Here is a 23,677-nt window from a genome sequence, read left to right as displayed (position 1 = left end):
TTTTCAAAGGAACGCCGATGAAATCACCTAAGTCCATGACCGGCCTGGAGAATTTAGGCAGAGTCCGTCTGTCCAAATCTTTTTTTATGCGTGACTTTCTGCATTCCGAAATTGGGAGTTTCTACCGTATTCCGAATATCCCGGACGATCCGGATCTCGCCATAAAGGCCGGTGAGCAACTGGCGACCCAGTTGCTGGAGCCGTTACAGGATGCTTTCGGTCCTGTTCGCATTCGCGGTGCTTATCGTTGCGCAAAATTGAATGCGTTTGGGAATAAGAATGATCTTAATTGCGCCCATAACAGGCGTGCGGGGTCACGGCATGTTTGGGATCGTCTCGACAAAAATGGTCACTACGGTGCAATGGCTTGCATTGTCATTCCATGGTTTGCAGATCGATATGCCAAGGGGGAAGACTGGCGTTCGCTCGCTTGGTGGATACATGACCATCTTCCATATGGTAGCCTGTATTTTCATCCGAAAATGTCCGCTTTTAATATCGGCTGGCACGAAAAGCCGCAACGCCGAATAGATAGTTACATCAAACCCCGCGGATGCCTGACTAAACCCGGTATGGCCAACCATGCAGGAAACCATGAAGAGTGGTACCGTACTCTTTTGGCACGATAAATATTTCAAGTTTTTGGTTGTGCGTCGAATTTATTCTGACATCATGCCTTTCAGGGAAAAAATATAGGCAGACATAATCAAAAAGAATTATGCGTCTTTGGGAGGAATTCATGACTGCAACGCTCAATAAATTTACCGCGTCTTTTGCCGGCTTGTCCGATGTTGAAAAATTTGAAGCAACGGCCATTGAAGACTGGGTGCCTTATCAAAATATTTATCAGGCATTTTGCGACACTGTTGCCGCTGTGCCAGACAAACCCGCACTTGTTGCGGCTCCTCCGGGTGATCCGATGGCAGATGGCGTAACAATTTCATACAGCCAGCTGTTGGGACGCGTCAATCAAACTGCGCATTTGTTCAAATCTGCGGGACTTCAGCCTGACGAGACAGTCACCTATTTATTGCCGCTTTGCCCGCAGGCAATTTTCACGATGTTGGGGGCGGAAGCAGTCGGGATTGTAAATGCTGTGAACCCCATGCTGGAGCCGGAACATATCCTGGGCATTGCCAAGGCGGCGAATGCTACTGTCTTGGTTGCTACGGGGCGTGCATTAAGTCCAGAGCTGTGGGAAAAAGCAGCTTATGTTATCGAGCATATGCCAAGCCTGAAGGCTGTGTTTGTCCTTGGCGGTGGCGATGAATGTGATGGCGAAAAGATCAAGCCCTTTGATCAATCTATGGCCGTACAGGAGGCGACAACACCGGAGGGTGCGCTTGACCGGGGCATGGATGAAGTCGTTGGTTATTATCATACAGGCGGCACAACGGGCGTCCCAAAACTTGCGCCGCATACGAATAGAATGCAGCTTTCGCAAATTGCCTCGACGGGCTTCGGCATGACATATTCAACAGAAGACAGTTTGCTGGCTGGTTTGCCGTTGTTTCACATCAGCGGATCCATAGTGGCCGGTTTGGTGCCTCTGTTGAATGGCGGGAAACTTGTGATCGCGAGCCCGATGGGTTTTCGGGATCCGCTTGTCATTGGCAATTATTGGCGGCTTGTAGAAAAATACGGGATTACCATTTTGGGAGCAGTTCCCACAATGCTTTCTGCGTTGCTCAATATCCCCGTAGGTGACGCGAATATCAGTACCCTACGTGTTGGCCTCACAGGTGGCTCGGCGGCGCCTGTAGAAGTCTTGAAGGCGATTTCGGATCTATCCGGTGTCAATATGCTCGAAGGCTACGGCATGACGGAAGTAACATCCTTTACCACCATGCAGCCGCCACATGGCGAACCGCGCTTCGGATCCGTTGGCACGCGATTGCCGTTTGTTGATATCAAAGCGGTTATGCTGGACGAAAACAATAACGTGACGCGAGACGCTGGCGTAGATGAAATCGGAATCATTGTCATGAAAGGCATCTGCGTCATGCCGGGTTATGTCCAGGAGGAATATAATGCCAATGCTTTTACCAATGAAGGCTGGTTGATTTCCGGGGACTTGGGGCGGATTGATGCCGATGGATATTTATGGCTGACCGGACGGGCGAAAGACCTGATCATTCGAAGCGGCCATAATATTGATCCCTCCATCATTGAAGAAGCCTTGCATGAGCATCCAGCAGTTGAACTGGCTGCAGCCATCGGCCGCCCTGATAACTACACCGGCGAGATGCCCATTGCCTTCGTGCAGCTCAAGCCTGATATGTCAGCGACGGCGGAAGAACTGCAGGATTTTGCGCGGGAGCGTATTCCGGAACGGGCCGCCAACCCTGCCGATCTTCATATCATCGATGTGATGCCCTTGACCGGTGTTGGTAAAATATTCAAGCCGGCGCTTCGCCAGCAAGCAGTTGAAGCCGTCTTTAGCGCGGAAATGGAACCGTTACGATCCGAGGCGGACATTTCTGTGTCAGTCTCGAACAGTAATCTTCATGGAACATTGGCAACTGTTGCCGTCAAAGGTGGCGATGAAGCGTCACTTCGGGCAGAAATCAAGGATAAACTGGGCCCTTATACGGTCAAGCATGAGGTTGTCTGGAGCGCTTGAACTAAACATATCCAAGACGGGACGCGGCTTCAGAGAGGGCGTCTTTCTGGTTGTTGTTTAATGTTTCCTGAGGCAGCCGCACAGCTTCCCACTGCGGAGATTTTTCGCGTTGGGAAATCAAATACTTCACAGCGGCGATAAGCGGGACACTGGCGATTTGAGTGCGGAGTGAAACAATGCTCTGTAAAGTCTCGGCATCCGCCGTCCCGGCGCTGGCCTGCCAAAGCTTTTGCGCGAGGGGGGCGGTAACATTGACGGACGCCGAGATGCATCCGGCAAATCCGTCACTTCGCGCCGCGCCCAAACAAGTCTCGCTGCTGGGAAAAACCTTGAAGCCGGGAATTTTTTCAACGATGTCACGGCAATAAGGGAGGTCTGCACTTGAATCCTTTATTCCCGTTACGCGGCCTTTTAGTTCCTTCGCCAGTCGGGCAATTAGATCGAGGGGAAAGCCAATGCCGGTCAATGCCGGAAAATTATAAAGATACAATTCTATGGAGGATGAGCCCAATCTGCGGTCCAGATCCTCAAACCAGCCGAACAAGCCGTTATCGGTGACCGGTTTGTAGTAATAGGGCGGGAGGACGAGTGCGACGGGGTACCCGAGATCACTAGCATATCTTGTAAGCTCGACCGTGGTTTCCAGATCAGGCGTAGCTGTACCGACCATAAGTTTTGCCGGGTCCAGATTTTCCGCGGCCGCCTTCATAATTTGTTTGCGGGCCTTTGTGTTTTGAGAGTTGGCTTCGCCCGTAGTGCCGAGAACATTCAGGCCGTCTGCACCATTGGCAAAGGCCCAGCGACAATGGTCGATAAATCTTTCAAGATCCGGCGTACCGTCGTCGAGAAAAGGGGTGGGAACTGCGGCGATCACGCCTTCAATTATGGTCTCGTTCATTTGCTTCGATTTCTCTGACTCTGAAAAACAGTGAATAAGTGGGATGGAGGTCAACATCCATCATAATAGTAATCTAGGGTGGGTGCTATAGTTGTTGCTTGTCCTCCATATTATCAGGAATATATAATGCAGGGAAAACACTCTTAATAAAAGGAGTTTGCCATGAGTGCGCGCAGCCCAATTTCAAGCCTTCCGACCCATGAAGTCACAAATATGCCGCCGGCAATAGGCGATCAGGATTTATTTGTAACGGATCTGGCGTTACGCGAAGGCATTGCTCGCAACGGTGCCGCTTGGGCAGAGCAAAAGCTGTCGGAATTTGGCCGGGAAGCCGGGCTGGAGGCAACAGTTGAGCTGGCAAACCAGGCCAATCAAAATCCTCCCGTCCTGCGCGCATTCGACCGCAACGGCATGCGCATAAACCAGGTGGAATTCCACCCGGCCTATCATGATCTTATGGATCTTGCCATCCGTAATGATGTGCCAACCTTTGCCTGGAATAACAACCGCGAGGGCAACCATGTTGCCCATGGTGCTTTCAATTATCTGTTGAATCAGGTGGAGGGGGGCGTGCTGTGTCCCATGGCCATGACCTATTCGGTTATTCCGGCCTTGAAGGCGACACCGGGCATCGAGGCTGAATGGCTTCCAAGAGTGCTGGGCACGGAATATGACAAACGGGACATTCCGGCGGATGAGAAAACCAGTGTGACCATGGGAATGTTCATGACGGAAAAGCAAGGCGGGTCCGATGTCCGGGCCAATTCCACCCGCGCCCGTCCGGAGGGAACGCAAGAAGGAGCCGGGGCACCCTATATACTCTCCGGCCACAAGTTTTTCTGCTCTGCGCCCATGTCAGATGCCTTTCTGACGCTGGCCTATACCGATAACGGATTAAGTTGTTTTGTCATGCCGAGATGGCGGCCGGACGGCACGCGAAACGGACTTTTTATCCAGCGGCTCAAAGATAAAATGGGCAACAAGTCAAATGCCTCGACTGAAATGGAACTGGTGGAAGCCCATGGCGTTATGCTGGGAGAGGAGGGTCGAGGCGTCCGGACAATAATCGAAATGGTCAATGGCAACCGGTATTACTGCGCCGTCGGATCTGCTGGATTGATGCGCCAAGCACTGGTTCAGGCTTTGCATCATGCCAACCACCGGACAGCATTTCAGAAGAAACTGATCCAGCAGCCCTTAATGCGCAATGTGTTATCGGACCTGGCGATCGAATCCGAGGCTGCGACGGCCCTGTTCTTGCGATTGGGGCGTGCCATCGGTGAGGGTGAGAATAACGAGACGGAAGAAGCCCTCGCCCGTATTGGCACGGCGATCGGAAAATACTGGATTTGCAAACGCGCACCGGGATTGGTTGGTGAAGCATTGGAATGTCTGGGCGGCCCCGGCTATGTGGAGGAAAGCATACTCCCGCGTCTCTATCGTGAAGCGCCGCTCAACAGCATCTGGGAAGGCTCCGGCAACGTAATCTGCCTGGATGTCCTGCGTGCCATGCATCGGGATCCACGCGCGATGCCGGCATTTATGGGGGAAATTGAACAGGCTTTGGGCCGCAATTCAATTCTCGATGCCTTTGTCCTGGATTTGAAATCAGAATTTGAGGATCTGGAGCATATGGAAATCCGTACCCGACGGGTGACTGAAATGATGGCACTCGCCTGGCAAGCGGCCCTTTTGGTTCAGTTCAGTCCGGCGGCCGTGGCAAACGCTTTTTGTGAATCACGGCTCGGAAATCATTGGTCAGGAGCCTATGGTTCATTGCCAACGAACACAGATTTCGAAACCATTCTTAATCGGGCTCAGGGGATCACTTAATTTTCAGGCCTTCTTTCGATAATTGATTAAAGAGGTCATCCGGTCATCCGATCCGCTTGCAGGTTTGACAATGACATCTTTTGCGGTGAGAACGCGGCCATCGTCTGACCGAACGCCCACGGGCAGTATGGGGCGCATATTTTTCTTGTCCAATAGCTCCATGCGCGGGCCATCGCCATTGGGCGCATACTTATCTCCCCAGGCCATCAAGGAAAGTAAAACGGGATAAAGATCCAATCCTTTCCTGGTCAATACATATTCAAAAGCGCGTCCATCCGTACGGCTTTTCCGTTTTTCCAGAATACCATTCCTGGTAAGGGATTGAAGGCGTGCGCTCAGGACAGTCGGGGAAATTTCAAGCTGTGTCTGGAAATCATCAAACCGTTTAATCCCGTGAAAGGCATCCCGCAGGATGAGCAACGTCCACCATTCCCCGATCTGATCGAGAGTCTGGGCAACACTGCAATCGAATTTTGTTAAATCAGTTCTACTCATTCCAGATCAAAACACTGAGGTTGGGGCGAATTTCTAAAATATCAGTTGCGGCTCTCTCGAACACATCATATAACTACGGTTACTGTAGCTAATTGGAGGCATCTATGCAAACAAGAATAACAAAATTATTTGGCATCCAGCACCCCATTATCCAGGGCGGTATGCATTACGTGGGGTTCGCGGAGCTCGCAGCAGCAGTCTCCAATGCGGGCGGACTTGGCATCATTACGGGTCTTACACAGAAAACACCGGAGGATCTCGCCAAGGAAATAGCGAAATGCAATGATATGACAGACAAGCCATTCGGGGTGAATCTGACATTCCTGCCAAGCTTTACGTCACCTCCTTATCCTGAATATATTGACGCAATTATCCAGGGCGGCGTCAAAATTGTTGAGACTGCGGGCCGTAGCCCGGAAAAATACCTACCGCAGATGAAAGAGGCAGGTATCAAAATCATCCATAAATGCACGTCGGTGCGGCATTCCTTAAAAGCCGAGAGGATTGGCTGTGATGCTGTAAGCGTCGATGGATTTGAATGCGGCGGGCATCCCGGCGAAGATGATATTCCAAATATGATTTTGCTACCGCGGGCGGCGCAGGAACTAAAGGTTCCCTTCGTGGCGTCTGGCGGGATCGGAAATGCCCAGCAATTGGTCGCTTCCTTGGCGCTTGGTGCAGATGGCATTAATATGGGCACCCGTTTTATCGCGACAAAAGAAGCACCTGTTCATCAAAATGTAAAAGATGCGATCATTGCGGCAACAGAGCTGGACACAGCCTTGGTCATGCGCCCATTGCGCAACACGGAACGGGTGTTGAAAAACAGTGCTACTGAAAAAGTACTGGAGATCGAAAGGGAAAAAGGAGCGAACACTCAAATCGAGGATATTATGGAACTCGTCGGTGGTGTCTATCCAAAAGTAATGACGGAAGGTGATATGGAAGCCGGTGTCTGGAGCTGTGGCATGGTCGCAGGTCTAATTGATGACAATCCAACCTGTCAGGAACTTATCGACCGGATCATGGGAGAGGCTGAAGATATCATCAAAGGCCGTTTGGAGACGCTTCTCGCCTCCTAACAACCCTCAAAATATGTTCAATGATGATAGGCCGGAAAAAAACCATTTCCGGCCTATTTTCCTGTCCAGACCGGTTTTCGCTTTTCCACAAATGCGCGGCGGGCTTCCTTACTGTCATCAGAGGCAAAAGCCAGCGCTACCGCATCAAGAGCAGTCCCCGGAACAGTTTTGAAATCCATATTTTCCATCCGGTAGATAAGCTCACGGGCGGCCTTCAAGCCCACGGGAGACATGGCCGCCACTTCCTGGGCCAACTCGCGGCTTGCGGACATCAAATCCTCTGGCGGTACGACACGGGTGATCATTCCAAGTCGATCAGCGTCCACAGCGGAAATGGTTTTTCCAGTGTAAATAAGTTCCGCCGCTTTCATCCGTCCGATCAGGCGTTGTAGATGCCACACATGCATGCCCGGTGGTGCTGCAAGATTGGGGACCCCGGGATACCCGAATTTGGCGTCTGAAGAGGCGATGATCATATCGCAAGCAAAAGCAAGTGTGCAGGCGCCTTCCATGGCATAACCATGGACAGCCGCCATGATCGGTTTATTCAAGGAACGGACCTTATCAATCATCTCCACATAGAAACGGGCGAGGAAGGCTTTCATTTCGGATGGGCCATATGTATCAAGAAGCTTGAGGTCGACACCGCCGGAAAGCCCCTTTCCCTTTCCTGACAATAGAATAATGCGTACTTCTGAATCATTGTTCGCGATGTCGAGCGCCTGGAAATATTCATCGGTCATTTGCGGGTTGATAACATTGGCAGGCGGATTATCAAGGGTGATTTCGGCGATACCATCTTTGACATGGTAGTGAAGAAGGGAGAATTTATATGTGGTCATTTTTTTGTTCGCTTTTATTATTTTGACATATGCGTGCATTCGCTGTGAAATCATAGCGCAGTTTGATTAGGATAGATCTGTTTATTTGACGCAAGCCGAGCAAAATAAAAAAGGACATAAAAATGGATACTCGCGACTTTGCCGCATTTCTCGAAAAATTTTCCAGTGCTGCCGAAGCGGGAGACGGAGATGCATTTGCCGCCTGCTTTACGGAGGATGGTATTTATCACGATTATGTCTATGGCGATCATCAGGGGCGCGCCGAAATCTCGCATATGATGTCACATCAATTTCATCGTGATGCCGGCGAGGACTATCGGTGGGAAATGTTTGACCCCATGTGCGAGGGCAACCTGGCCTATGCCTGGTCTCTGTCCACCTTTACCTCAACAGTGCCCGAATTTGCCGGTCAACGGGTGGTTATTGACGGAATGAGCAAGTTTATACTGGAAGATGGACTGATTAAGGATTACCGGGAAAGTGTAAATGGGGGTGTTGCCATGGCACAGCTCGGTGTTCATCCGGAGCGGCTAGCGAAAGTCTGCACAAAATGGGGCCGCCTTCTGGAAGCGCAACCTGAAACCGTTGAATTTCTGGCACAAGAAAAAGGGGCCTGGCTGAAATCCACATAGATTAACCTCTTTCATGCCCTTACCAGATCCTCCGATATCGAAAAAAAGCCATCCCGCCAGCGGCATTCCCTATGGACCGTTGATCCTGACATTGCTGATGCAAACATTGGCGACGATGGCGGCCTTTTCCGCCCCGACACTGGCGCCTGAGATTGCCCGGGATTTGCAAGTCGATGGAAATCTCATTGGTTTTTTTGTCTCTACTGTGTACGGCATTGGTATTTTCTCTGCCGTTCTCTCCCCTGATTTTATTGTCAAATACGGTGCGGTGAGGGTCGGGCAGTTTGTCATGCTGGGTGTGGTTGCCATGCTTCTTATCGCGGGTTCCGGCGGTGTGGCGGCTCTGGCTCTTTGTGCGTTTGTCTTAGGCTCTGGTTACGGGGCGACGGCACCGGTTTCCACGCATCTTCTTATCCCGCGCACGGACCCGCGTGTGTTGAACCTGGTCTTTTCCATTCGGCAAATCGGTGTCCCGCTGGGCGGGGTGCTGGGAGCGCTGTTGCTCCCAGTTCTCGCCGTTTCATTTGGCTGGCGCATGGCGTTCTATGTGCAAGTCATTCCGTCAATTATCCTGATAGTCTGGTACCAGTACTATCGCACCACCTGGGATGCCGATCGCACGCCGACCCATAAACTTCTCAAGGCGGAGGGCTTAAGACCGCTGTTTCTGTTGCGGGATAATCCTGTTATTCGGCTGCTGGCCATCGCCTGTTTTTGCTATGCCGGGATCCAGCTGTGTTTTATTGGCTTTATGGCGCTGCATCTAACCGATGAAACCGGACTTGATCTGGTTGCCGCCGGACAGGTGCTTGCTTTGTATCAAATAGCCGGTGTGACAAGCCGCCCTCTTTGGGGCTGGCTCGCCGACAAATATATATCGGCTATCAAATTGCTGGCCATACTCGGCTTTCTGATGGCAGGCGCCGCCCTGGCTGCGGGACAGTTTTCACTCAGCTGGCCCATCTGGGCTATTCTGATTGTCAGTGCGGTTGCAGGGGGCACGGCCAGCGGGTTCACCGGAATTGCCTATGGGGCATTTGCTGTTTATGGCGGACAATACCGAACGGAAGCAACGGCACTGGGATCCAGCGCCATGTTTTCCGGCGTGCTTATCCTTCCGACGGTTTTTGGCCTGCTTGTCGGCCATCTTGATCACTACTGGCTGTCCTATGGTATTCTTGCCGTCATCGCGTCGTTAAGTGGCGTAATGCTTTTGTTGGCAAAAATACCGGCTGCGGGTATTATGGAAAAAAAATAAAAAAGGAAAAAAAATGGAAATGATCGGATTAGGGTTCTTTTTTGAGGACCTGCCGTTGGGGCGGAAATTTCAGACCATCGGCCGGACAGTTACGGAACCGGATATCGTCAATTTCATAAATTGCACAGGCATGACGGAAGTGCTGTTCACGGATCAGGAATATGTGAAGCATCATTCGGATATCAAGGGTCGGGTGGCGCCTGGCGCGCTGGCTTATACCTTTGCCGAAGGGCTGCTGGTCCAGTCCACCATGCAGCATACGGGGCTCGCCTTTCTCAATATGGAGCTGGATATCAAGGGCCCGGTTTTTGCCGGCGATACAATCCATGTGGAATGTGAAGTGATCGAAAGCCGCCTGACGTCGAAAAAGACCCGCGGACTGGTGAGAACACGCAACAAGATCGTCAATCAAAAGGGCGAGGTTGTTGTGGAATATACGCCGCTGCGCATGATCGCCTGCCGGGAAAATGCCTGATCCCGGCTGCCCGCTCGCGAAATTGTTTCTGGATTTTCCTATTAAAAAATAGAATGATAATCTGTCGCCGGATACCGAGCTAAGGCTGGCACCAACCAGGCAGGGAGATCACATGGACAAGGTTCCGCAAAAGATGACAGCAGCCCAGATAAGCGGCCTTGCCGCCATGATGCTGGGGACGCTGGTCATCTGCAATGATTTCACTGCGCTCAATGTCGCCCTGCCGGCAATCGAGAAAACCTTTCATGTTGATGTGACCACGGCGCAATGGGTGATCACCGGATATGTGCTGGTTTTTGGCGTTTCCGTTGTCACCGCAGGCCGGTTGGCGGATATGTTCGGCCGCCGCCGGATCTTTTTTATCGGCATGACCATATTCGCGCTGTTCTCCCTGATCGGGGCCATGGCGACGGATGTCTGGGTGTTGCTCGTCGCGCGCGGCGTCATGGGGATTGGCGGGGCCATGGTCTGGCCGGCGATGCTGGGTATTACCTTTTCTCTGGTACCCGAAGACAAGGCCGCATTGGCCGGTGGCCTGATTTTGGGATTTGCCGGCATCGGCAATGCCATGGGCCCGATGCTGGGCGGCGTCTTTACAGAGTATCTGAGCTGGCGCTGGATATTCTATATCAATGTACCGGTGGCGATTATCGCGATCCTGGTCACCTTGTCCGTTGTGCCGAAAGACCAGACGGAAGATATCGAGAAAACCGTTGACTATCCGGGAATTATTACCCTCTCGCTCGGCCTGTTCGCCCTGTTGCTGGTGTTGGATGTCGGTGCCGGTCTTGGCTGGTTCAGCCCGGCTATTTTTGGGCTTCTGGGACTGTCCGTGGTCGCGATCTGCTCATTCTTTATGGTCGAAAGGCGTGCCGGTCCGGGCGCGCTGGTGCCCAAGGCCATCCGGGAGAATTCCGCGTTCAAAACCTCCATTGCGGTCATCCTGACCATTAATGTCATCTATTTTGCCTCGCTCTTCTATTTGCCGCAATTCATGGTCAAGGTCCTGAAGTTTTCAGCGGCACAGGCAGGGGTCGGGCTCCTCCCCATATTGGCGATGTTCGCTGTGACATCCTTTATCGCTGGCCCGTTATATGGCCGGCTTGGTCCGAAACTGATGGTGACCATCGGCTCTGCTTGCCTGTCGCTTGGCATATTGATCTTGGCCTTTCTCGATGCCTCAACAACCTATGTTGGGCTGGTTCCGGGTATGATGATCCTGGGGGTCGGCCTGGGGTTTTTCTTCTCGTCAATTACCACGGTGGGCATCACTTCCGTTGATCCGTCCCAATCCAGCCTGGCAGGCGCCATACTCTATATGTTCCAGAATGCCGGCGGCGCCATTGGCCTGGGCCTGAATACGGCGGTCGTCGTCAGTGCCCCGACCCTGGTTGAGGGCATCCGCCGGGCCTTTATCATGGATGCGGTTTTGGGGGCCGTCGGTGTGGTTATTTGCCTGACCCTTGTTGACGGACCGATTACGGCTGCGCGCATTGCCGCCTTTTTTCGCAGGGAAAAAGAAGACGAGAGTTAGCTCCTCAGGCGATCAGGAGAAATCTCCATGGCGTCCCTGACCGCCGACAAAACGCCCGGCACCAGACTGAAATTGCTGCTCGAACGCGGGCTTGCTGCCCTCGATTTCACGATCAATGGCGTCAACTTCCGTAAAATCCCATTGACTGATCGATGATGCCCGATCAGACAGCAGGGCGAGCTGGGGGAAGCGGGCCAACTGCTGCGCCAGTGCCTGAGCTTCCTCAAGGGCAGTTCCTGCTGCCACCCGTCGATCCGCCAAACCAAACAGCAGGGCTTCGTCGGCGGCAACCGGGCGTCCCGTCATCAGCATATCCAGCGCCCGGCTTTCGCCAATGATGCGGGGCAAGCGGACAGTACAGCCATTGGGCATGGGACCGCCGAAACGCCGGCAAAAAACACCAAATACCGCCGTGTCGCTCGCCACGCGCATATCACACCAGACAGCCAGCGCCAGCCCGGCCGCCACGGCATGGCCTTCGACTGCGGCAATAACGGGCTTGCTCAACCGCCGCCGGGTGACGCCTTTGTCGGTGCCGGCCCAACTGAACCCGATGGAGGCGCCCGATGCCAGCTCCGCCAGATCCGCCCCGGCACAGAAACTGTTTCCAGCCCCTGTCAGGACGGCGGCTTTGGCGTCATCATCCTGCTCAAAATCCTGAAACGCGTCATAAAGCCCCTTGACCGTTTCCACATCGCAGGCGTTTTTCACATCGGCGCGGTTGATTACTACAGTTGTCACCTGATTGTCGGTCGTGGACCGGACCTTTCCGTTTGCATAGTCACGCATCGTTTTTCTTTCTTGTTATTTAGGGTCCTGAACCTAGACGAGCGCGGTTGAGTTTAACTGAGAGAGAGCCACAATCGCAAGAGATGTCTTTTGCGCGCCACCTCCGCGTAATCCTGATACTCTGTGCGGGCATGGATGATCGAGTGGTTGGAGATAAACTGCATATCGCCCGGTTCCAGATACATATCCAGATGAAAATCCGGCGAGGCCGCGGCATCATCATAAAAATCCAGTATCTGTGAGACCCCTGAATCAAGGGTCTCGCCGTCCATAAAACGGGCCGCAGAGCGCATATACTCACTGTGATAAAAGGTCCGGAGCTCGCCATCGGCATAGCGGCAGGCCGGCCGCCGGAAATATCCTTTCTCGCCAGGCTTTTCCTCGCCGCGGCGATCTATAAAGAAAGGCTCGAATAATAGGGGAATAAGGTCCGGATTTTCATCAAACAGCGCGTTGAAAATGGCAACGGAACTGGCAATACGGCTTTGACCGCCAGCGCGCGCCGCGTTGATACAAAGCAGACCTACCACATCGGCGGCATCGCAGTGAAAATCAATATTGCCGCTGGTCCGGTAGCGCCGAACAAGCGGATTGGTGCGTTCTTCCGAATAATCGATCACATGACCAAGCAGTTCGTTATCGGGGTTTTGCGCGCCCGGGACGCCAAGGTGATGACCCAGACCCCAATAGGCGAGAGAGCTTTTCTCGAACCCCCATTCTTCGACAGGCAGGCCCTTGACCAGAACGAACCCGAGACCGTCCTTGATTTGTGATTTCCAGCCCTGAATTTTGGTCGACAATGTCGGCAGTAAAAAGCTGTCGCGGCTCACTTCGGAAATGTCCAATCCGGCAGCAGAGACCTGATCAACCGCCTGTTCGATCTCCGCGATATCAGATGGCGTCAGGATATTGGTCCAGTCTTCCGGTCGCGGCCGCAGCGCAGGACCCCGCCAATCGGCCAGACAGCCAATCTTGCGCGCTGGAATATTTGTATGTGGTCGATCAAAATAGAACATGCTTTGATCGACGAAGGAGCGAAAGGCCATGAGGTATTTCCTTGTTTTTATTATATCACGAAGTGCAATAGTCGGCAGCTGACGCCCCGGCAAGTTTGCCGAAGACGGCCCCATTGATCAGGCCCGTACCACCGGGATAGTTATGGTAGAAGATACCGCCAACAATCTCGCCGGCAGCAAATAATCCCGGTATGGACGACAAATCCTTGCCTTGAACGGCGGCCGATGTGTCGATGCGTAAACCACCAAAGGTGAAGGTGATGCCGCAGGTCACCGCATAGGCTTCGAACGGTCCTTCATCCAGAAGGTTGGCCCAGTTGGATTTGGGAACCGTCAATCCGGTGGTGCCACGCCCGTCCTTGATATTCGGATTGAACGGCATGTTGGACTGAACCGATTTATTATACTCCACCACGGTTTTCAGGAACTGATCGGGATTGACGCCCTCCAGCTTCTGGGCGAGCTCTTCCAATGTATCGGCGGATACTTTGGTGACCTGCTTGATACGATATTCGTCACGCAGCAAATGGGTGACTTTGGAATCGAAAACCTGCCAGGCGAAATTTCCCGTCTGCGCAAGGATTTCCCGGCCGTATTTGGCATAGGTATAGTTGCGAAAATCCGCCCCTTCATCGACAAAGCGGTTGCCCTCGGCATTGACCAGAATGCCAAATGGATAGGAATGCTTCTGGAATCCGTCCCCCACGTCAAGATCGCCAAATTCCGGGGCATTCCGGTCCCAACCGACCGCATGGCAGCCGGACCAGTTACCGGCGGTACTGGCCCCGATATTAATAGCCATTTCGGCCCCATCGCCCGTGTTGAATGCGGTACCGCGGACTTTTGCCAGATCCCAAGTGGGGCCCAGATACCGGGTGCGTTTTTCCGGGCTCGATTGAAAGCCGCCACTGGCAAGGACGACGGATTTTGCCGTGATATCCATCATCTCGCCGTTTTTACGGATTTTCACACCGGTGATTTTGGTGCCATCGAACATCAGCTCCAACGCCCGGGCTTTATACCAGACATCGATACCTTTTGCTGTGGCGATATCGGTCAGGCTATCCACAAGGCCGGGTCCGCCGCCGACAGATTCAACCGTCAGGCCGCCCCAGAACTTGAATTTGCCATCGACCTTAAAGGCCTGGCGGCCATAGATGGGCACGAAGCGGACGCCCTTTTCCCGCATCCAGTTGATGGTTTCGAAACTGCGCCGGACCAGAATTTCACATAAATCCGGATCGCTGCGATACTGGGTGACGCGGAACATGTCATCGAAAAATTCATCTTCCGTATAGGTGCCGAAATCGGTGTTTTCGATTTCCGACGGCGACAGGTCGGGCATGACTTTTTTCAAGTCTTCCACCCCATTATAGGCAAAACGGATCGCCCCCGCCGTAAACCGGGAATTTCCTCCGTTTAGCTCTTTCGGGGCACATTCCAGAACCAGGACATGGGCGCCTTTTTCCTCTGCACTCAACGCCGCGCAAAATGCGGCATTGCCGGCGCCAACGACGATGACGTCATACTCCATGTCAGTCATTCTCTTTTTCCAGTTGTTGGTCATAATCCTGTTTGCTAGTGCCTGAAACCGTATTGATGACGGCGGGGAAATATTCCTGACCAAAGCCATTCTGGCTTGATTGCTCCAGCCGTGATTTTGCCAGCGTTGCCGACGGGGCGTCAACGCCCATATCCGCCGCCAGCTCCAGCGCATAGGAAATATCCTTGATGGCATAATCCGTGGCAAAGGCATTTACCGGGAATATATTGGGCACCATGGCCTTTTTTCCGTGATTGCGCAGGGCAAAACTATCGGCGGAGCCCAGTGACAGCACATCCACAAGTGCGCTGCGATCAACCCCTGCGCGCTCTGCGGTGACAAAGGCTTCCGACAGGGCAACAACAGACTGGATCAGCACCATGTTGTTCATCAGTTTCATGACCTGGCCGGTGCCGATGCCGCCACAATGGGTAATTTCCTCCGCCGCGGCGTCCAGATAGGGCTGCAGCCGCTTGAACAATTGCGGCGTACCGCCAACCATGATGCTCAGGGTGCCGTCAATGGCGGCCTGACGGGTGCGGGCGACCGGCGCGTCGGCAAACTCGACGCCTTTTTCCTGCGCCGCCTTATGGATCTCGCGGGTCAGGGTGACCGGGCAGGTGCTCAGATCGACGATGACCTGCCCTGCATGGCTGCCTGCCAGCAACCCGCCCTCTCCGAGGACTATTTTCTCGACTTCAGGTCCGCCGGGCAGGGACAGAAAAATAATGTCGCAGGCTTTCGCCAGATCGGCAAGACTCCGGGCTGCATGAGCCCCGAGTGCGATCATCCGGGCGACCGGCTCAGGGTTAAGGTCCAGAACCTGCATGGGGCCGAAGCCGGCTTTTGTCATATTGGCGCAAATGGGTTCTCCCATGACGCCGAGGCCGATGAAGCCCATGGTTATCTTTGCCATTCCGTCGTTTCTCCTTGATCCCGTCAGCTTGTAAATCCGCCGAGATAGATGCTTTTTGATTGTTGGTAGGCGCGCAGGCCCTGCAGGCCCTTTTCCCGGCCGAGGCCGCTTTCCTTGTAGCCGCCGAAGGGGGCGGCGATGCTGAGTTGTTTATAGGTGTTGATCCAGACGCTGCCCGCCTGTAAGCGGCGACCGAGATTCCAGGCCATGGTTATATCCTTCGACCAGATACCGCAGGCCAGGCCAAAGGCGGTCTCATCGGCCATTCCGGCCACCTGCTCCAGATCGTCAAAGGGCAGGGCACAGAGGACACTGCCGAATATTTCTTCCTGACAGACGCGCGAATTATGGGACAGGTTTTCAATAATGGTCGGCAGGTAATAGGCCCCGTGTTCATATTCGGGTCCTTCGGGCCGGGCGCCGCCAATGGTCACCTTGCCGCCATCCTCGCGGCCGATCCGGACGTACTCTTCCACCCGTTCGCGCTGCGCGAAGGACGCCATGGGGCCAATATTGCTGGTGCTGTCCATGGGATCACCGACATTGATTTTTGCGGTTTCCTTTCTGACCCGGTCCATAAACTCATCGTAAATCGCCGCCTCGACAAACAGCCGTGATCCAGCCACACAGGACTGTCCACCGGATCCGAAAATCGCCGCGGTGACGCCTTTGGCCGCAGCCTCCAGATCCGCGTCGGCGAACACGATATTGGGGGATTTTCCGCCCAGCTCGAAAATTGTCGGGATAAAACGCGGGGCTACCGCCTTGGCGATCCGGCGGCCGGTTTCGGTGCCGCCGGTGAAGGAAATCATATGGATATCCGCATGATTTGTCAGGGCATTGCCCACATCGGGGCCGCCGGGCAGCACACTCAACAGCCCGTCGGGAAGTCCCGCATCCGTAAAGCAGCGGGCCAGTTCAAGGGAGACAACGGATGTCAGCTCCGAGGGTTTCAAAATCACCGCGTTGCCGGCGGCAAGGGCCGGTGCGATTTTCTGTGCGGCCATGGTCAGCGGCGAATTCCACGGGGTGATGGCGGCGACCACACCGTAAGGCTCATGCAGTGTGGCGCTCAGGTAGTCCCCGCGCGCCGGATTGATGTCGTCGGTCAGGCTTTCACAAACCGCCGCAAAATAGCGGACGATCCCGGCGGCGCTGGTCACCTGGCCGTTGGATTCTGTCAGGGTCTTGCCGTTTTCCTTGGTTTGCAGCAACGCGAGGCTTTCGGCCCGCTGCCGGATCAGATTGGCGGCATCAAAAAGATAACCGGCGCGAAGATGCGGGTTCAGGGTCGCCCAGCCGGAATTTACAAACGCCTCATTCGCTGCGTTGATGGTTGTCTCGACTTGCGCCAGTGAGGCGGTTTTCAAGCTTCCCATCTGCGTGCCGTCGGCGGGGTTGAACAAGGGCATGTCGGCACCCTCACCGAGGATCCAATTTCCCCCCAATGGCAGCAGCAGATTATCATCAAGTTTAAAGGTCACGTCGGCTCTCCCCCATTTGTGATCAGCTTATGTCGATTTCTTGAATGGGTGGAAAATAATTTACTCAGGGGCAATTCATATGTAAAATAGAATAATAGAGCTTATTAATAGAGAAATGGTATAAATAATCATGGACCTCAAGCATTTAAAGGCTTTCGACGCTGTTGCCCGCCACCTGCATTTCACCAAGGCGGCGCAGGAACAGCGCATCACCCAGCCCACATTGTCCCTTTTGATCCAGCAACTGGAAGACAGCGTCGGTGTGAAATTACTTGTCCGCAGTACGCGGGAAGTGTCGCTCACTGAAATGGGGGCGGAGTTTTTGCCGCGGGCCCGCAAGATAGTCGTCGATCTGGACCGGACCATGGCGCATATGCGCGATCTGGCCAGCCTGAAAAAAGGCAAGGTGACCGTTGCCACTTTTCCCTCCGTTGCGGCTAATCAGTTGCCACGGATCATTGTCGACTATCGTCGTGAATTTCCGGATATCACCGTGCAAATCCACGATGGTATCTTTGAATCGATTATCGATAAAGTGCGGGAGGGGGCCGCGGATTTTGCCATCGCCTCGTCCCAGGACGAGCTGCAGGGTCTGAAATTCGAGCAGCTCTATGATGACGAGATCCTGCTGATCGCGGCAAAGGATCACCGCTTCGCCCGCCACGAGGTTGTCCGCTGGCTGGACATTGGCGATGAGGAAATCGTCATGTTGTCCAGCGACACCGGCACCCGCCAGCGCATTGATCGCGACCTTGCGGATCATGGCATTACGGTCAATACCATCCTGGAACCGGCGCTGGTGCCCACGGCTGCGGCGCTGGTCGCTGCTGGCGCCGGTCTCGGGGTTATCCTGTCCTCTTACTTGCCGGTTATCGATACCAGCAATATTGTCACCCTGCCGCTGATCGAGCCAACGATCCGCCGCCCCGTCGGCCTCATCACCCGCCCGGACAGGGTGCTCTCCCCCGCCGCCGAGGAAATGAGAATTCGCGTCGTCACTGAACTGGCAAAATTCCCCGACTGGATGGATTGAGGAGGCTCACGCGTTCTTGATGGTCAGGCCGGCATCGACGGGCAGGGCGACGCCGTTGATATAGGAGGCGGCGGGCAGGACCAGGGACAGGGTGGCGTGGGCGACTTCTTCGGGATTACCATAGCGTTTCAAGGGGATTCGCCGGCGCGAAAAGATTTCCTTATGCTCATCCTTGATACGCGAGGTGATGCCGGTATGAATAGCGCCGGGGCAAATGCAATTGACCGTGATGCCGTATTTCGGCAGTTCCACCGCCAGCGACCGGGTCAGGCCGATCACCCCGTGTTTGGCCGATGTATAAGGGGCTATTTCCGGCGTCGCGCCGAGACCCTCGGTCGAGGCAATATTGACGATGCGGCCACCACCGGCGACTTTTAAATAGGGCAACGCGGCCCGCACCAGACGAACATGGGCCGTGAGCAAAACATCCATATGCCGCTGCCAGTTTTCCTCGAACGCGTCGTCTTCCACGGACATATGATGGGAAAAACCGGCGTTATTGATCAGAATATCGAGACCGCCGAAAGTCTTGGCAGCACCGTCGACGGCGGTATTTATTTCGCCCAGGTCAGCCACATCAAAGCACCAGCCCGCGGCCGAGCCCCCGGCCGCCTTGATTTCTTCGACAACAGCCTGAACGCCGTCTTCATTTATGTCGGCAACGGCGACATGGGCGCCTTCATCGGCAAACAGATGCGCCGTCGCCCGGCCCATGCCACTGGCGGCACCGGTAACAAGCGCGGTTTTTCCGGCAATGGAGCGGCTGAGTGTTGAAAGTCGTGCCATGGAATTTTCCTTCTTCTTGATTTCAGGGAGTTACAGGATCAAACCGCCATCGACAACGATGGTTTGCCCGGTGACATAACCGGCCAGCGGCGAGGCCAGGTACAGCACCGCCCCGGCGATATCGTCGGGCGTCCCCAGCCGCCGCATGGGAATGCTCTGGGTGGTGGCTTTCAGGCGGTCCGGATTTTCCGTCGTTACCTTGGTCAGCTTTGTATCGACCAGCCCCGGTGCAACGCCATTGACCCGGATACCATCCTTGGCCCAGGCCTGTCCCATGGTGCGGGTGAAGCCCAGCGCTCCGGTTTTCGACGCATTATAAGCCGGATTCCCCTTGGTCGCGTGGTAACCGGCGGTCGAGCTGATGACAATCATGTTGCCCTGTGTCTGCTGCAGCATGTCATGAAATTTCGCCGCACAGGCCATCAGGCTGTTGAGATTGACATCTATCACCTTCATCCAGCCCGGCATTTCAAATTCTCCGCGATTATAGACAACCGTGCCCTGACAGAGCACAAGAATATCAAGTTTGGCAAAGGCGGCGTCGGCATTTGCGACGGCGTCAAAATCAGAGATATCCATTTGCTGATAGGATAATCCAGTCAGATCAGAGCCGTCCTCACCTTCATAATCGGCGGCGCTGGCCCGTGTCCCCCAGATATGAACCTCGGCCCCGCGGGCCCGCAGGCTTTGGGCGATACCATTGCCTATCCCACTGGATCCGCCAACAATGAGGGCCGTCTGGCCGGAGAAATCTAGATCAGTCATCGTATAATTCCTTTTTTCTTTTAGGTATATCACGCCATCGGACCGTTGCAGCAGATAAAAACCTAGATAAACTTTTACTTTCGTATAAAGTTCGTTTTAGGCGATAAATACTTTCAAGTTATTCGGGCTCGAACATTTCGGGCGTTGCTTGGAAGAAAAGAATAATAGAGGGAGACGAACATGGGAAAATTACTAAGCATGATGGCTGCTGCGGTCTTTGCCGTTTCAATGCTGGCCGGCGGCGCACCTGCGCAGGCAGAGGATTGCCACCGCGGGACGTTGGATGCGCGTTATTGCGATCGCGATTATAACCAGACGGCCGATTTGCCGCTGGATGACAGCAAATGGGTTGATCCGGACACAATCATTTTTTCTTATACCCCGGTTGAAGATCCGGCTGTTTACGCGAAAGTCTGGGACGGTTTTATCAACCATATGGCCGAGACAACCGGCAAGAAAGTGGTGTTTTTTCCGGTTCAGTCCTATGCCGCACAATATGAAGCCATGCGCTCCGGCCGTTTGCATGTGGCTGGTGTGAACACCGGTGGTAACCCGGTGGCCGTTTCCTGCGCAGGTATGGTGCCCTTTGCCATGATGGCGTCCAAGGACGGCAGCTTTGGCTATGAAATGGAAATTATCGTGCCTGCGGACAGCCCGATCAAATCCCCTAATGATTTGAAAGGCAAGACATTGGCCTTCACCTCGCCAACTTCGAATTCCGGCTTTAAGGCACCTTCCGCTATCTTGAAGAGTGATTTCGGTCTGGTTGCCGATAAAGATTTCAAAACCGCCTTCAGTGGCAAGCATGACAATTCTGTTCTCGGCGTTACCAACAAGGATTATGAAGCTGCAGCCATTGCCAATTCTGTGATGAAACGCATGATCGATCGCGGGGTTATTGATCCAGCTTCCATCCGGACAATCTATAAATCACAAACCTTCCCGACAACCGGTTATGGCCATGCCCATGATTTGCATCCGGAAGTTGTCGCGAAAATCAAGCAGGCGTTTTTTACCTTTGACTGGGAAGGTTCCGCGTTGCAGGAAGAATTCAAAAAGGAAGGTTCCTTTATCGGGATCCATCATAAATCCGACTGGAATGTGATCCGCAAAATCGATGCGGCGAACGGCGTCACATACGATTGCAAATAAGCATCGTTTGAAGTAGAAACGCCGGGCTTTTCAAAAAGAAGAGCCCGGTCGTTTTTTTTGGATTGTATGGGAACCCTTTATGCTCAGCTTGAAATCAGTATCAAAGCGTTACAAGACGGGAGATCTGGCCCTTAAAGAAGTCACCCTGGAAATCCCGGAAGGGCAAGTGATGGCCCTTATTGGGCCCAGCGGCGCCGGTAAATCCACCCTGATCCGCTGCATCAACCGACTGGTTGATCCAACAGAGGGCGTGATCACCCTGGACGGCGAGGTGATCTCCTCGCTGTCGGCCCGGGGTTTGCGCAAAGCCCGTCGCCGCATGGGCATGATCTTTCAGGAATACGCACTGGTTGAGCGTCTGACGGTTATGGAAAATGTGCTGTCGGGCCGGTTGGGTTATGTGGGGTTCTGGCGCAGCTGGTTTCGTAAATATCCTGCGGCTGATGTTCAGGAAGCCTTTCGGCTGCTGGATCGTGTGGGCCTGAAACATATGGCCGACAAGCGCGCCGATGAACTCTCGGGTGGGCAGCGCCAAAGGGTGGGGATTGCCCGGGCTCTTATTCAGGATCCGGCGCTGCTGTTGGTTGATGAGCCGACGGCCAGTCTGGATCCCAAGACCTCCCGCCAGATCATGCGCCTGATTTGCGAGCTGTGCGAGGAGCGGCATCTGTCCGCCATTATCAATATTCATGATGTTCTACTGGCCCAGATGTTTGCAAAACGGGTTGTTGGCCTGCAGCTGGGAGAGATAGTTTATGATGGTCCGCCCGATGGACTGGGCCCGGATGTCCTGACCCAGATTTACGGCGAGGAAGACTGGGAAGCGACCATCAGCAAGGTCGAGGATGAGGACGAGAACGATGAGGAGGCACCGGAGCCGGTGGCATCCGCATGACCGATCTTTCCGAAAAAACATCCTATCCCAGCAGCTGGAAAAAACCGCCGCTGATCAAACGTGCGTGGCTGCGCTATTTGTTATGGTTTGGCGCCGCCATTTATCTGGCGCTGGCCTTTGGCACCATGGAAGTTAACTGGGGACGGGTTGCCGAGGGCATTCCGCGCGGCCAGAAATTCCTGTCGGCGTTTTTCCCGCCGGATTTCACCAGTCGCTGGGAGTCCATTCTTGATGGCATCCTGGAAAGCATCTGGATGACGGTTATCGCCACCGTTGCCGGTATCGCCCTGTCGGTCCCGGTTGGCCTGGGCGCGGCCCGCAATCTGGCCCCGCTGCCGGTTTATCTGGTGTGCCGCGGCATCGTTGCTATCAGCCGGACCTTCCCGGAAATAATTCTGGCAATCTTCGCCGTGAAGCTGTTCGGGTTTGGGCCCTTTGCCGGGTTCCTGGCGCTGACCATCGCCACCGTCGGGTTCTTTGCCAAATTGCTGGCGGAAGATATCGAGAATATGGATCCGGTGCAGGCGGAAGCCATTCGCTCGACCGGGGCCAGTTGGCTGCAATGGATCAATTACGCGGTGCAGCCGCAAGTCATGCCGCGCATGATCGGGCTGTCCATGTATCGGCTGGATATTAATTTCCGCGAATCCGCGGTGGTCGGTATTGTTGGCGGCGGCGGTATCGGGGCGACCTTGCTGACCTCCTTTGACCGTTATGAGTTTGACAGTGCGGCAGCCATTCTGATCATCATTATCGTGATTGTCATGGGGCTTGAATATCTGTCGGGATATCTCAGAAAGTGGGTGCAGTAATGCCGGTACTTGAAACCGATAAAGGCCCCGTCTGGAGACGCCGCACCACCTTTGCCAGTCTGGCAACCTGGTTTTGTTATCTGATCGGTGTGGCCATTGTTGTTTATTGCTGGGAGCTGATTTCCGAGCGGACAATCTGGTTCTTTGTGCAGGATGCGGGCACGCAGGCCGCGGATATGGCGACCCGTATGGTGCCGCCCAAATGGAGCTATATGGATGTTCTGTGGAAACCGGTCTGGGATACCATCAATATCGCCACCCTGGGCACGGGCATTGCTCTTGTCTTTGCCGTGCCCATCGCCTTCCTTGCCGCTCATAACACGACACCGCATCCAACGGTGCGGGCGGCTGCCTTGCTGATTATCGTCTCCTCGCGGTCGATCAATTCCCTGATCTGGGCGTTGATGCTGGTGTCAATTATCGGGCCGGGCGTGTTTGCCGGGGTGATAGCCATTGCCCTGAGGTCTATCGGCTTCTGTGCCAAGCTTCTTTATGAATCCATCGAGGAAATCGACACCAAGCAGGTGGAGGCGATCACGGCAACCGGGGCGGCCCGCTCGCAGCAACTGAGTTACGGTATCTTTCCGCAGATCATGCCGTCTTTTGCCGGTATTTCCGTGTTCCGCTGGGATATCAATATTCGCGAATCCACGGTGCTGGGACTGGTCGGTGCCGGCGGTATCGGCATCCAGCTGGATGCGTCCATTTCGACGCTGGCCTGGACCCAGGTCTCGGTTATCCTGCTGGTGATCCTGGCGACGGTTCTGGTCAGTGAATGGGTATCCGCCAAAATCCGCGCAGCAATCATCTAGAT

The 23,677-nt window shown here is 54.1% G+C and carries 23 protein-coding genes; 13 read left to right on the top strand and 10 right to left on the bottom strand.

Translation table 11 applies throughout. The features are described 5' to 3' along the window. Positions 1 to 17 precede the first annotated feature (17 nt). Together NBZ79_RS17330 and NBZ79_RS17325 are read left to right on the top strand one after the other, a co-directional pair. Positions 18 to 629 carry a hypothetical protein gene (locus NBZ79_RS17330; protein ID WP_251933858.1) on the top strand — a complete coding sequence of 204 codons (612 nt, stop codon included), beginning with the start codon at positions 18 to 20 and terminating at the stop codon, positions 627 to 629. Between the two features lie 110 nt (positions 630 to 739). Beyond that, a complete protein-coding gene (locus NBZ79_RS17325) occupies positions 740 to 2,623 on the top strand; it encodes an acyl-CoA synthetase (RefSeq protein ID WP_251933857.1) in 1,884 nt (627 codons plus the stop codon). A 1-nt stretch (position 2,624) separates the two neighbouring features. Here NBZ79_RS17325 and NBZ79_RS17320 read toward each other — a convergent pair whose 3' ends face one another. Then, on the bottom strand, positions 2,625 to 3,521 hold the full coding sequence (locus NBZ79_RS17320) for a dihydrodipicolinate synthase family protein (RefSeq protein WP_251933856.1): 897 nt from the start codon (positions 3,519 to 3,521) through the stop codon (positions 2,625 to 2,627). Between the two features lie 162 nt (positions 3,522 to 3,683). Between NBZ79_RS17320 and NBZ79_RS17315 the strand changes: the two genes are divergently transcribed. Beyond that, positions 3,684 to 5,354 (top strand): acyl-CoA dehydrogenase family protein, encoded by a 1,671-nt coding sequence (locus tag NBZ79_RS17315; protein WP_251933855.1) that lies wholly within the window; start codon positions 3,684 to 3,686, stop codon positions 5,352 to 5,354. Positions 5,355 to 5,357: 3 nt separating this feature from the next. Here the strand turns inward: NBZ79_RS17315 and NBZ79_RS17310 are convergent, their stop codons facing one another. Beyond that, positions 5,358 to 5,849, bottom strand: a complete 492-nt coding sequence (locus tag NBZ79_RS17310; RefSeq protein ID WP_251933854.1) for a winged helix-turn-helix transcriptional regulator — start codon at positions 5,847 to 5,849, stop codon at positions 5,358 to 5,360. Between the two features lie 104 nt (positions 5,850 to 5,953). Between NBZ79_RS17310 and NBZ79_RS17305 the strand changes: the two genes are divergently transcribed. Beyond that, positions 5,954 to 6,931, top strand: a complete 978-nt coding sequence (locus NBZ79_RS17305) for an NAD(P)H-dependent flavin oxidoreductase (RefSeq protein WP_251933853.1) — start codon at positions 5,954 to 5,956, stop codon at positions 6,929 to 6,931. Positions 6,932 to 6,984: 53 nt separating this feature from the next. Here the strand turns inward: NBZ79_RS17305 and NBZ79_RS17300 are convergent, their stop codons facing one another. Then, a complete protein-coding gene (locus NBZ79_RS17300; protein WP_251933852.1) occupies positions 6,985 to 7,773 on the bottom strand; it encodes an enoyl-CoA hydratase/isomerase family protein in 789 nt (262 codons plus the stop codon). Positions 7,774 to 7,895: 122 nt separating this feature from the next. Between NBZ79_RS17300 and NBZ79_RS17295 the strand changes: the two genes are divergently transcribed. The 4 genes from NBZ79_RS17295 (at position 7,896) to NBZ79_RS17280 (ending at position 11,672) form a co-directional block, all read left to right on the top strand. Beyond that, complete coding sequence (locus tag NBZ79_RS17295; RefSeq protein WP_251933850.1) at positions 7,896 to 8,405, top strand: nuclear transport factor 2 family protein; 510 nt, start codon at positions 7,896 to 7,898, stop codon at positions 8,403 to 8,405. Between the two features lie 13 nt (positions 8,406 to 8,418). Beyond that, entirely contained in the window at positions 8,419 to 9,663 is a 1,245-nt protein-coding gene (locus NBZ79_RS17290) for an MFS transporter (RefSeq protein ID WP_251933848.1), read from the top strand. A gap of 13 nt (positions 9,664 to 9,676) precedes the next feature. Next, complete coding sequence (locus tag NBZ79_RS17285) at positions 9,677 to 10,138, top strand: MaoC family dehydratase (RefSeq protein ID WP_251933846.1); 462 nt, start codon at positions 9,677 to 9,679, stop codon at positions 10,136 to 10,138. Positions 10,139 to 10,250: 112 nt separating this feature from the next. Continuing rightward, on the top strand, positions 10,251 to 11,672 hold the full coding sequence (locus NBZ79_RS17280; protein WP_251933845.1) for an MFS transporter: 1,422 nt from the start codon (positions 10,251 to 10,253) through the stop codon (positions 11,670 to 11,672). A gap of 12 nt (positions 11,673 to 11,684) precedes the next feature. Here NBZ79_RS17280 and NBZ79_RS17275 read toward each other — a convergent pair whose 3' ends face one another. The 5 genes from NBZ79_RS17275 to NBZ79_RS17255 are packed head-to-tail and all read right to left on the bottom strand — an operon-like array spanning position 11,685 to position 17,420. Then, a complete protein-coding gene (locus tag NBZ79_RS17275) occupies positions 11,685 to 12,461 on the bottom strand; it encodes a crotonase/enoyl-CoA hydratase family protein (RefSeq protein ID WP_251933843.1) in 777 nt (258 codons plus the stop codon). 53 nt (positions 12,462 to 12,514) lie between these two features. Continuing rightward, complete coding sequence (locus tag NBZ79_RS17270) at positions 12,515 to 13,507, bottom strand: TauD/TfdA family dioxygenase (RefSeq protein WP_251933841.1); 993 nt, start codon at positions 13,505 to 13,507, stop codon at positions 12,515 to 12,517. Positions 13,508 to 13,532: 25 nt separating this feature from the next. After that, positions 13,533 to 15,020: an FAD-dependent tricarballylate dehydrogenase TcuA gene (gene tcuA / locus NBZ79_RS17265; protein WP_251933840.1), complete on the bottom strand. Its 1,488-nt coding sequence runs from the start codon at positions 15,018 to 15,020 to the stop codon at positions 13,533 to 13,535. Continuing rightward, positions 15,013 to 15,936, bottom strand: coding sequence for an NAD(P)-dependent oxidoreductase (locus NBZ79_RS17260; protein ID WP_251933838.1), 924 nt, complete (start codon positions 15,934 to 15,936; stop codon positions 15,013 to 15,015). Before NBZ79_RS17260 ends, tcuA begins: the two co-directional genes overlap by 8 nt. 23 nt (positions 15,937 to 15,959) lie before the next feature. Beyond that, positions 15,960 to 17,420: an aldehyde dehydrogenase gene (locus NBZ79_RS17255; protein ID WP_251933837.1), complete on the bottom strand. Its 1,461-nt coding sequence runs from the start codon at positions 17,418 to 17,420 to the stop codon at positions 15,960 to 15,962. Between the two features lie 130 nt (positions 17,421 to 17,550). Here NBZ79_RS17255 and NBZ79_RS17250 point away from each other — a divergent pair, with 130 nt between their 5' ends. Then, positions 17,551 to 18,453 carry a LysR family transcriptional regulator gene (locus NBZ79_RS17250; RefSeq protein ID WP_251933835.1) on the top strand — a complete coding sequence of 301 codons (903 nt, stop codon included), beginning with the start codon at positions 17,551 to 17,553 and terminating at the stop codon, positions 18,451 to 18,453. A gap of 6 nt (positions 18,454 to 18,459) precedes the next feature. Here the strand turns inward: NBZ79_RS17250 and NBZ79_RS17245 are convergent, their stop codons facing one another. Beyond that, on the bottom strand, positions 18,460 to 19,239 hold the full coding sequence (locus NBZ79_RS17245; RefSeq protein ID WP_251933833.1) for an SDR family NAD(P)-dependent oxidoreductase: 780 nt from the start codon (positions 19,237 to 19,239) through the stop codon (positions 18,460 to 18,462). Positions 19,240 to 19,269: 30 nt separating this feature from the next. Further along, positions 19,270 to 20,004 (bottom strand): SDR family NAD(P)-dependent oxidoreductase, encoded by a 735-nt coding sequence (locus tag NBZ79_RS17240; protein WP_251933831.1) that lies wholly within the window; start codon positions 20,002 to 20,004, stop codon positions 19,270 to 19,272. Between the two features lie 180 nt (positions 20,005 to 20,184). On the opposite strand from NBZ79_RS17240, the gene phnD reads away from it, so the two are divergent. From phnD to phnE (NBZ79_RS17220), 4 genes are all read left to right on the top strand, one after another. Next, a complete protein-coding gene (gene phnD / locus NBZ79_RS17235; RefSeq protein WP_251933829.1) occupies positions 20,185 to 21,156 on the top strand; it encodes a phosphate/phosphite/phosphonate ABC transporter substrate-binding protein in 972 nt (323 codons plus the stop codon). A gap of 79 nt (positions 21,157 to 21,235) precedes the next feature. After that, complete coding sequence (gene phnC / locus NBZ79_RS17230; protein WP_251933827.1) at positions 21,236 to 22,051, top strand: phosphonate ABC transporter ATP-binding protein; 816 nt, start codon at positions 21,236 to 21,238, stop codon at positions 22,049 to 22,051. Further along, the gene (phnE, locus tag NBZ79_RS17225) at positions 22,048 to 22,863 is read left to right on the top strand and encodes a phosphonate ABC transporter, permease protein PhnE (protein WP_251933825.1); all 816 of its coding nucleotides are present in this window, start codon (positions 22,048 to 22,050) and stop codon (positions 22,861 to 22,863) included. Before phnC ends, phnE (NBZ79_RS17225) begins: the two co-directional genes overlap by 4 nt. Further along, on the top strand, positions 22,863 to 23,675 hold the full coding sequence (gene phnE, locus NBZ79_RS17220; RefSeq protein WP_251933824.1) for a phosphonate ABC transporter, permease protein PhnE: 813 nt from the start codon (positions 22,863 to 22,865) through the stop codon (positions 23,673 to 23,675). The genes phnE (NBZ79_RS17225) and phnE (NBZ79_RS17220) overlap by 1 nt, the downstream gene beginning before the upstream one ends. The last annotated feature ends 2 nt before the right edge of the window (positions 23,676 to 23,677 follow it).

The organism is Sneathiella marina (assembly GCF_023746535.1).
Taxonomy (GTDB): Bacteria; Pseudomonadota; Alphaproteobacteria; order Sneathiellales; family Sneathiellaceae; genus Sneathiella; species Sneathiella marina.
The sequence above is the reverse complement of the archived record's forward strand: the minus strand, read 5'-3'. Positions and strand labels throughout refer to the sequence as shown.

Excerpts from the sequence above, each read along its gene's own strand:
- NBZ79_RS17330 (WP_251933858.1), top strand. The coding sequence starts at position 18 with ATGAAATCACCTAAGTCCATGACCGGCCTGGAGAATTTAGGCAGAGTC.
- NBZ79_RS17325 (WP_251933857.1), top strand. The coding sequence starts at position 740 with ATGACTGCAACGCTCAATAAATTTACCGCGTCTTTTGCCGGCTTGTCC.
- NBZ79_RS17320 (WP_251933856.1), bottom strand. The coding sequence starts at position 3,521 with ATGAACGAGACCATAATTGAAGGCGTGATCGCCGCAGTTCCCACCCCT.
- NBZ79_RS17315 (WP_251933855.1), top strand. The coding sequence starts at position 3,684 with ATGAGTGCGCGCAGCCCAATTTCAAGCCTTCCGACCCATGAAGTCACA.
- NBZ79_RS17310 (WP_251933854.1), bottom strand. The coding sequence starts at position 5,849 with ATGAGTAGAACTGATTTAACAAAATTCGATTGCAGTGTTGCCCAGACT.
- NBZ79_RS17305 (WP_251933853.1), top strand. The coding sequence starts at position 5,954 with ATGCAAACAAGAATAACAAAATTATTTGGCATCCAGCACCCCATTATC.
- NBZ79_RS17300 (WP_251933852.1), bottom strand. The coding sequence starts at position 7,773 with ATGACCACATATAAATTCTCCCTTCTTCACTACCATGTCAAAGATGGT.
- NBZ79_RS17295 (WP_251933850.1), top strand. The coding sequence starts at position 7,896 with ATGGATACTCGCGACTTTGCCGCATTTCTCGAAAAATTTTCCAGTGCT.
- NBZ79_RS17290 (WP_251933848.1), top strand. The coding sequence starts at position 8,419 with ATGCCCTTACCAGATCCTCCGATATCGAAAAAAAGCCATCCCGCCAGC.
- NBZ79_RS17285 (WP_251933846.1), top strand. The coding sequence starts at position 9,677 with ATGGAAATGATCGGATTAGGGTTCTTTTTTGAGGACCTGCCGTTGGGG.
- NBZ79_RS17280 (WP_251933845.1), top strand. The coding sequence starts at position 10,251 with ATGGACAAGGTTCCGCAAAAGATGACAGCAGCCCAGATAAGCGGCCTT.
- NBZ79_RS17275 (WP_251933843.1), bottom strand. The coding sequence starts at position 12,461 with ATGCGTGACTATGCAAACGGAAAGGTCCGGTCCACGACCGACAATCAG.
- NBZ79_RS17270 (WP_251933841.1), bottom strand. The coding sequence starts at position 13,507 with ATGGCCTTTCGCTCCTTCGTCGATCAAAGCATGTTCTATTTTGATCGA.
- tcuA (WP_251933840.1), bottom strand. The coding sequence starts at position 15,020 with ATGACTGACATGGAGTATGACGTCATCGTCGTTGGCGCCGGCAATGCC.
- NBZ79_RS17260 (WP_251933838.1), bottom strand. The coding sequence starts at position 15,936 with ATGGCAAAGATAACCATGGGCTTCATCGGCCTCGGCGTCATGGGAGAA.
- NBZ79_RS17250 (WP_251933835.1), top strand. The coding sequence starts at position 17,551 with ATGGACCTCAAGCATTTAAAGGCTTTCGACGCTGTTGCCCGCCACCTG.
- NBZ79_RS17245 (WP_251933833.1), bottom strand. The coding sequence starts at position 19,239 with ATGGCACGACTTTCAACACTCAGCCGCTCCATTGCCGGAAAAACCGCG.
- NBZ79_RS17240 (WP_251933831.1), bottom strand. The coding sequence starts at position 20,004 with ATGACTGATCTAGATTTCTCCGGCCAGACGGCCCTCATTGTTGGCGGA.
- phnD (WP_251933829.1), top strand. The coding sequence starts at position 20,185 with ATGGGAAAATTACTAAGCATGATGGCTGCTGCGGTCTTTGCCGTTTCA.
- phnC (WP_251933827.1), top strand. The coding sequence starts at position 21,236 with ATGCTCAGCTTGAAATCAGTATCAAAGCGTTACAAGACGGGAGATCTG.
- phnE (WP_251933825.1), top strand. The coding sequence starts at position 22,048 with ATGACCGATCTTTCCGAAAAAACATCCTATCCCAGCAGCTGGAAAAAA.
- phnE (WP_251933824.1), top strand. The coding sequence starts at position 22,863 with ATGCCGGTACTTGAAACCGATAAAGGCCCCGTCTGGAGACGCCGCACC.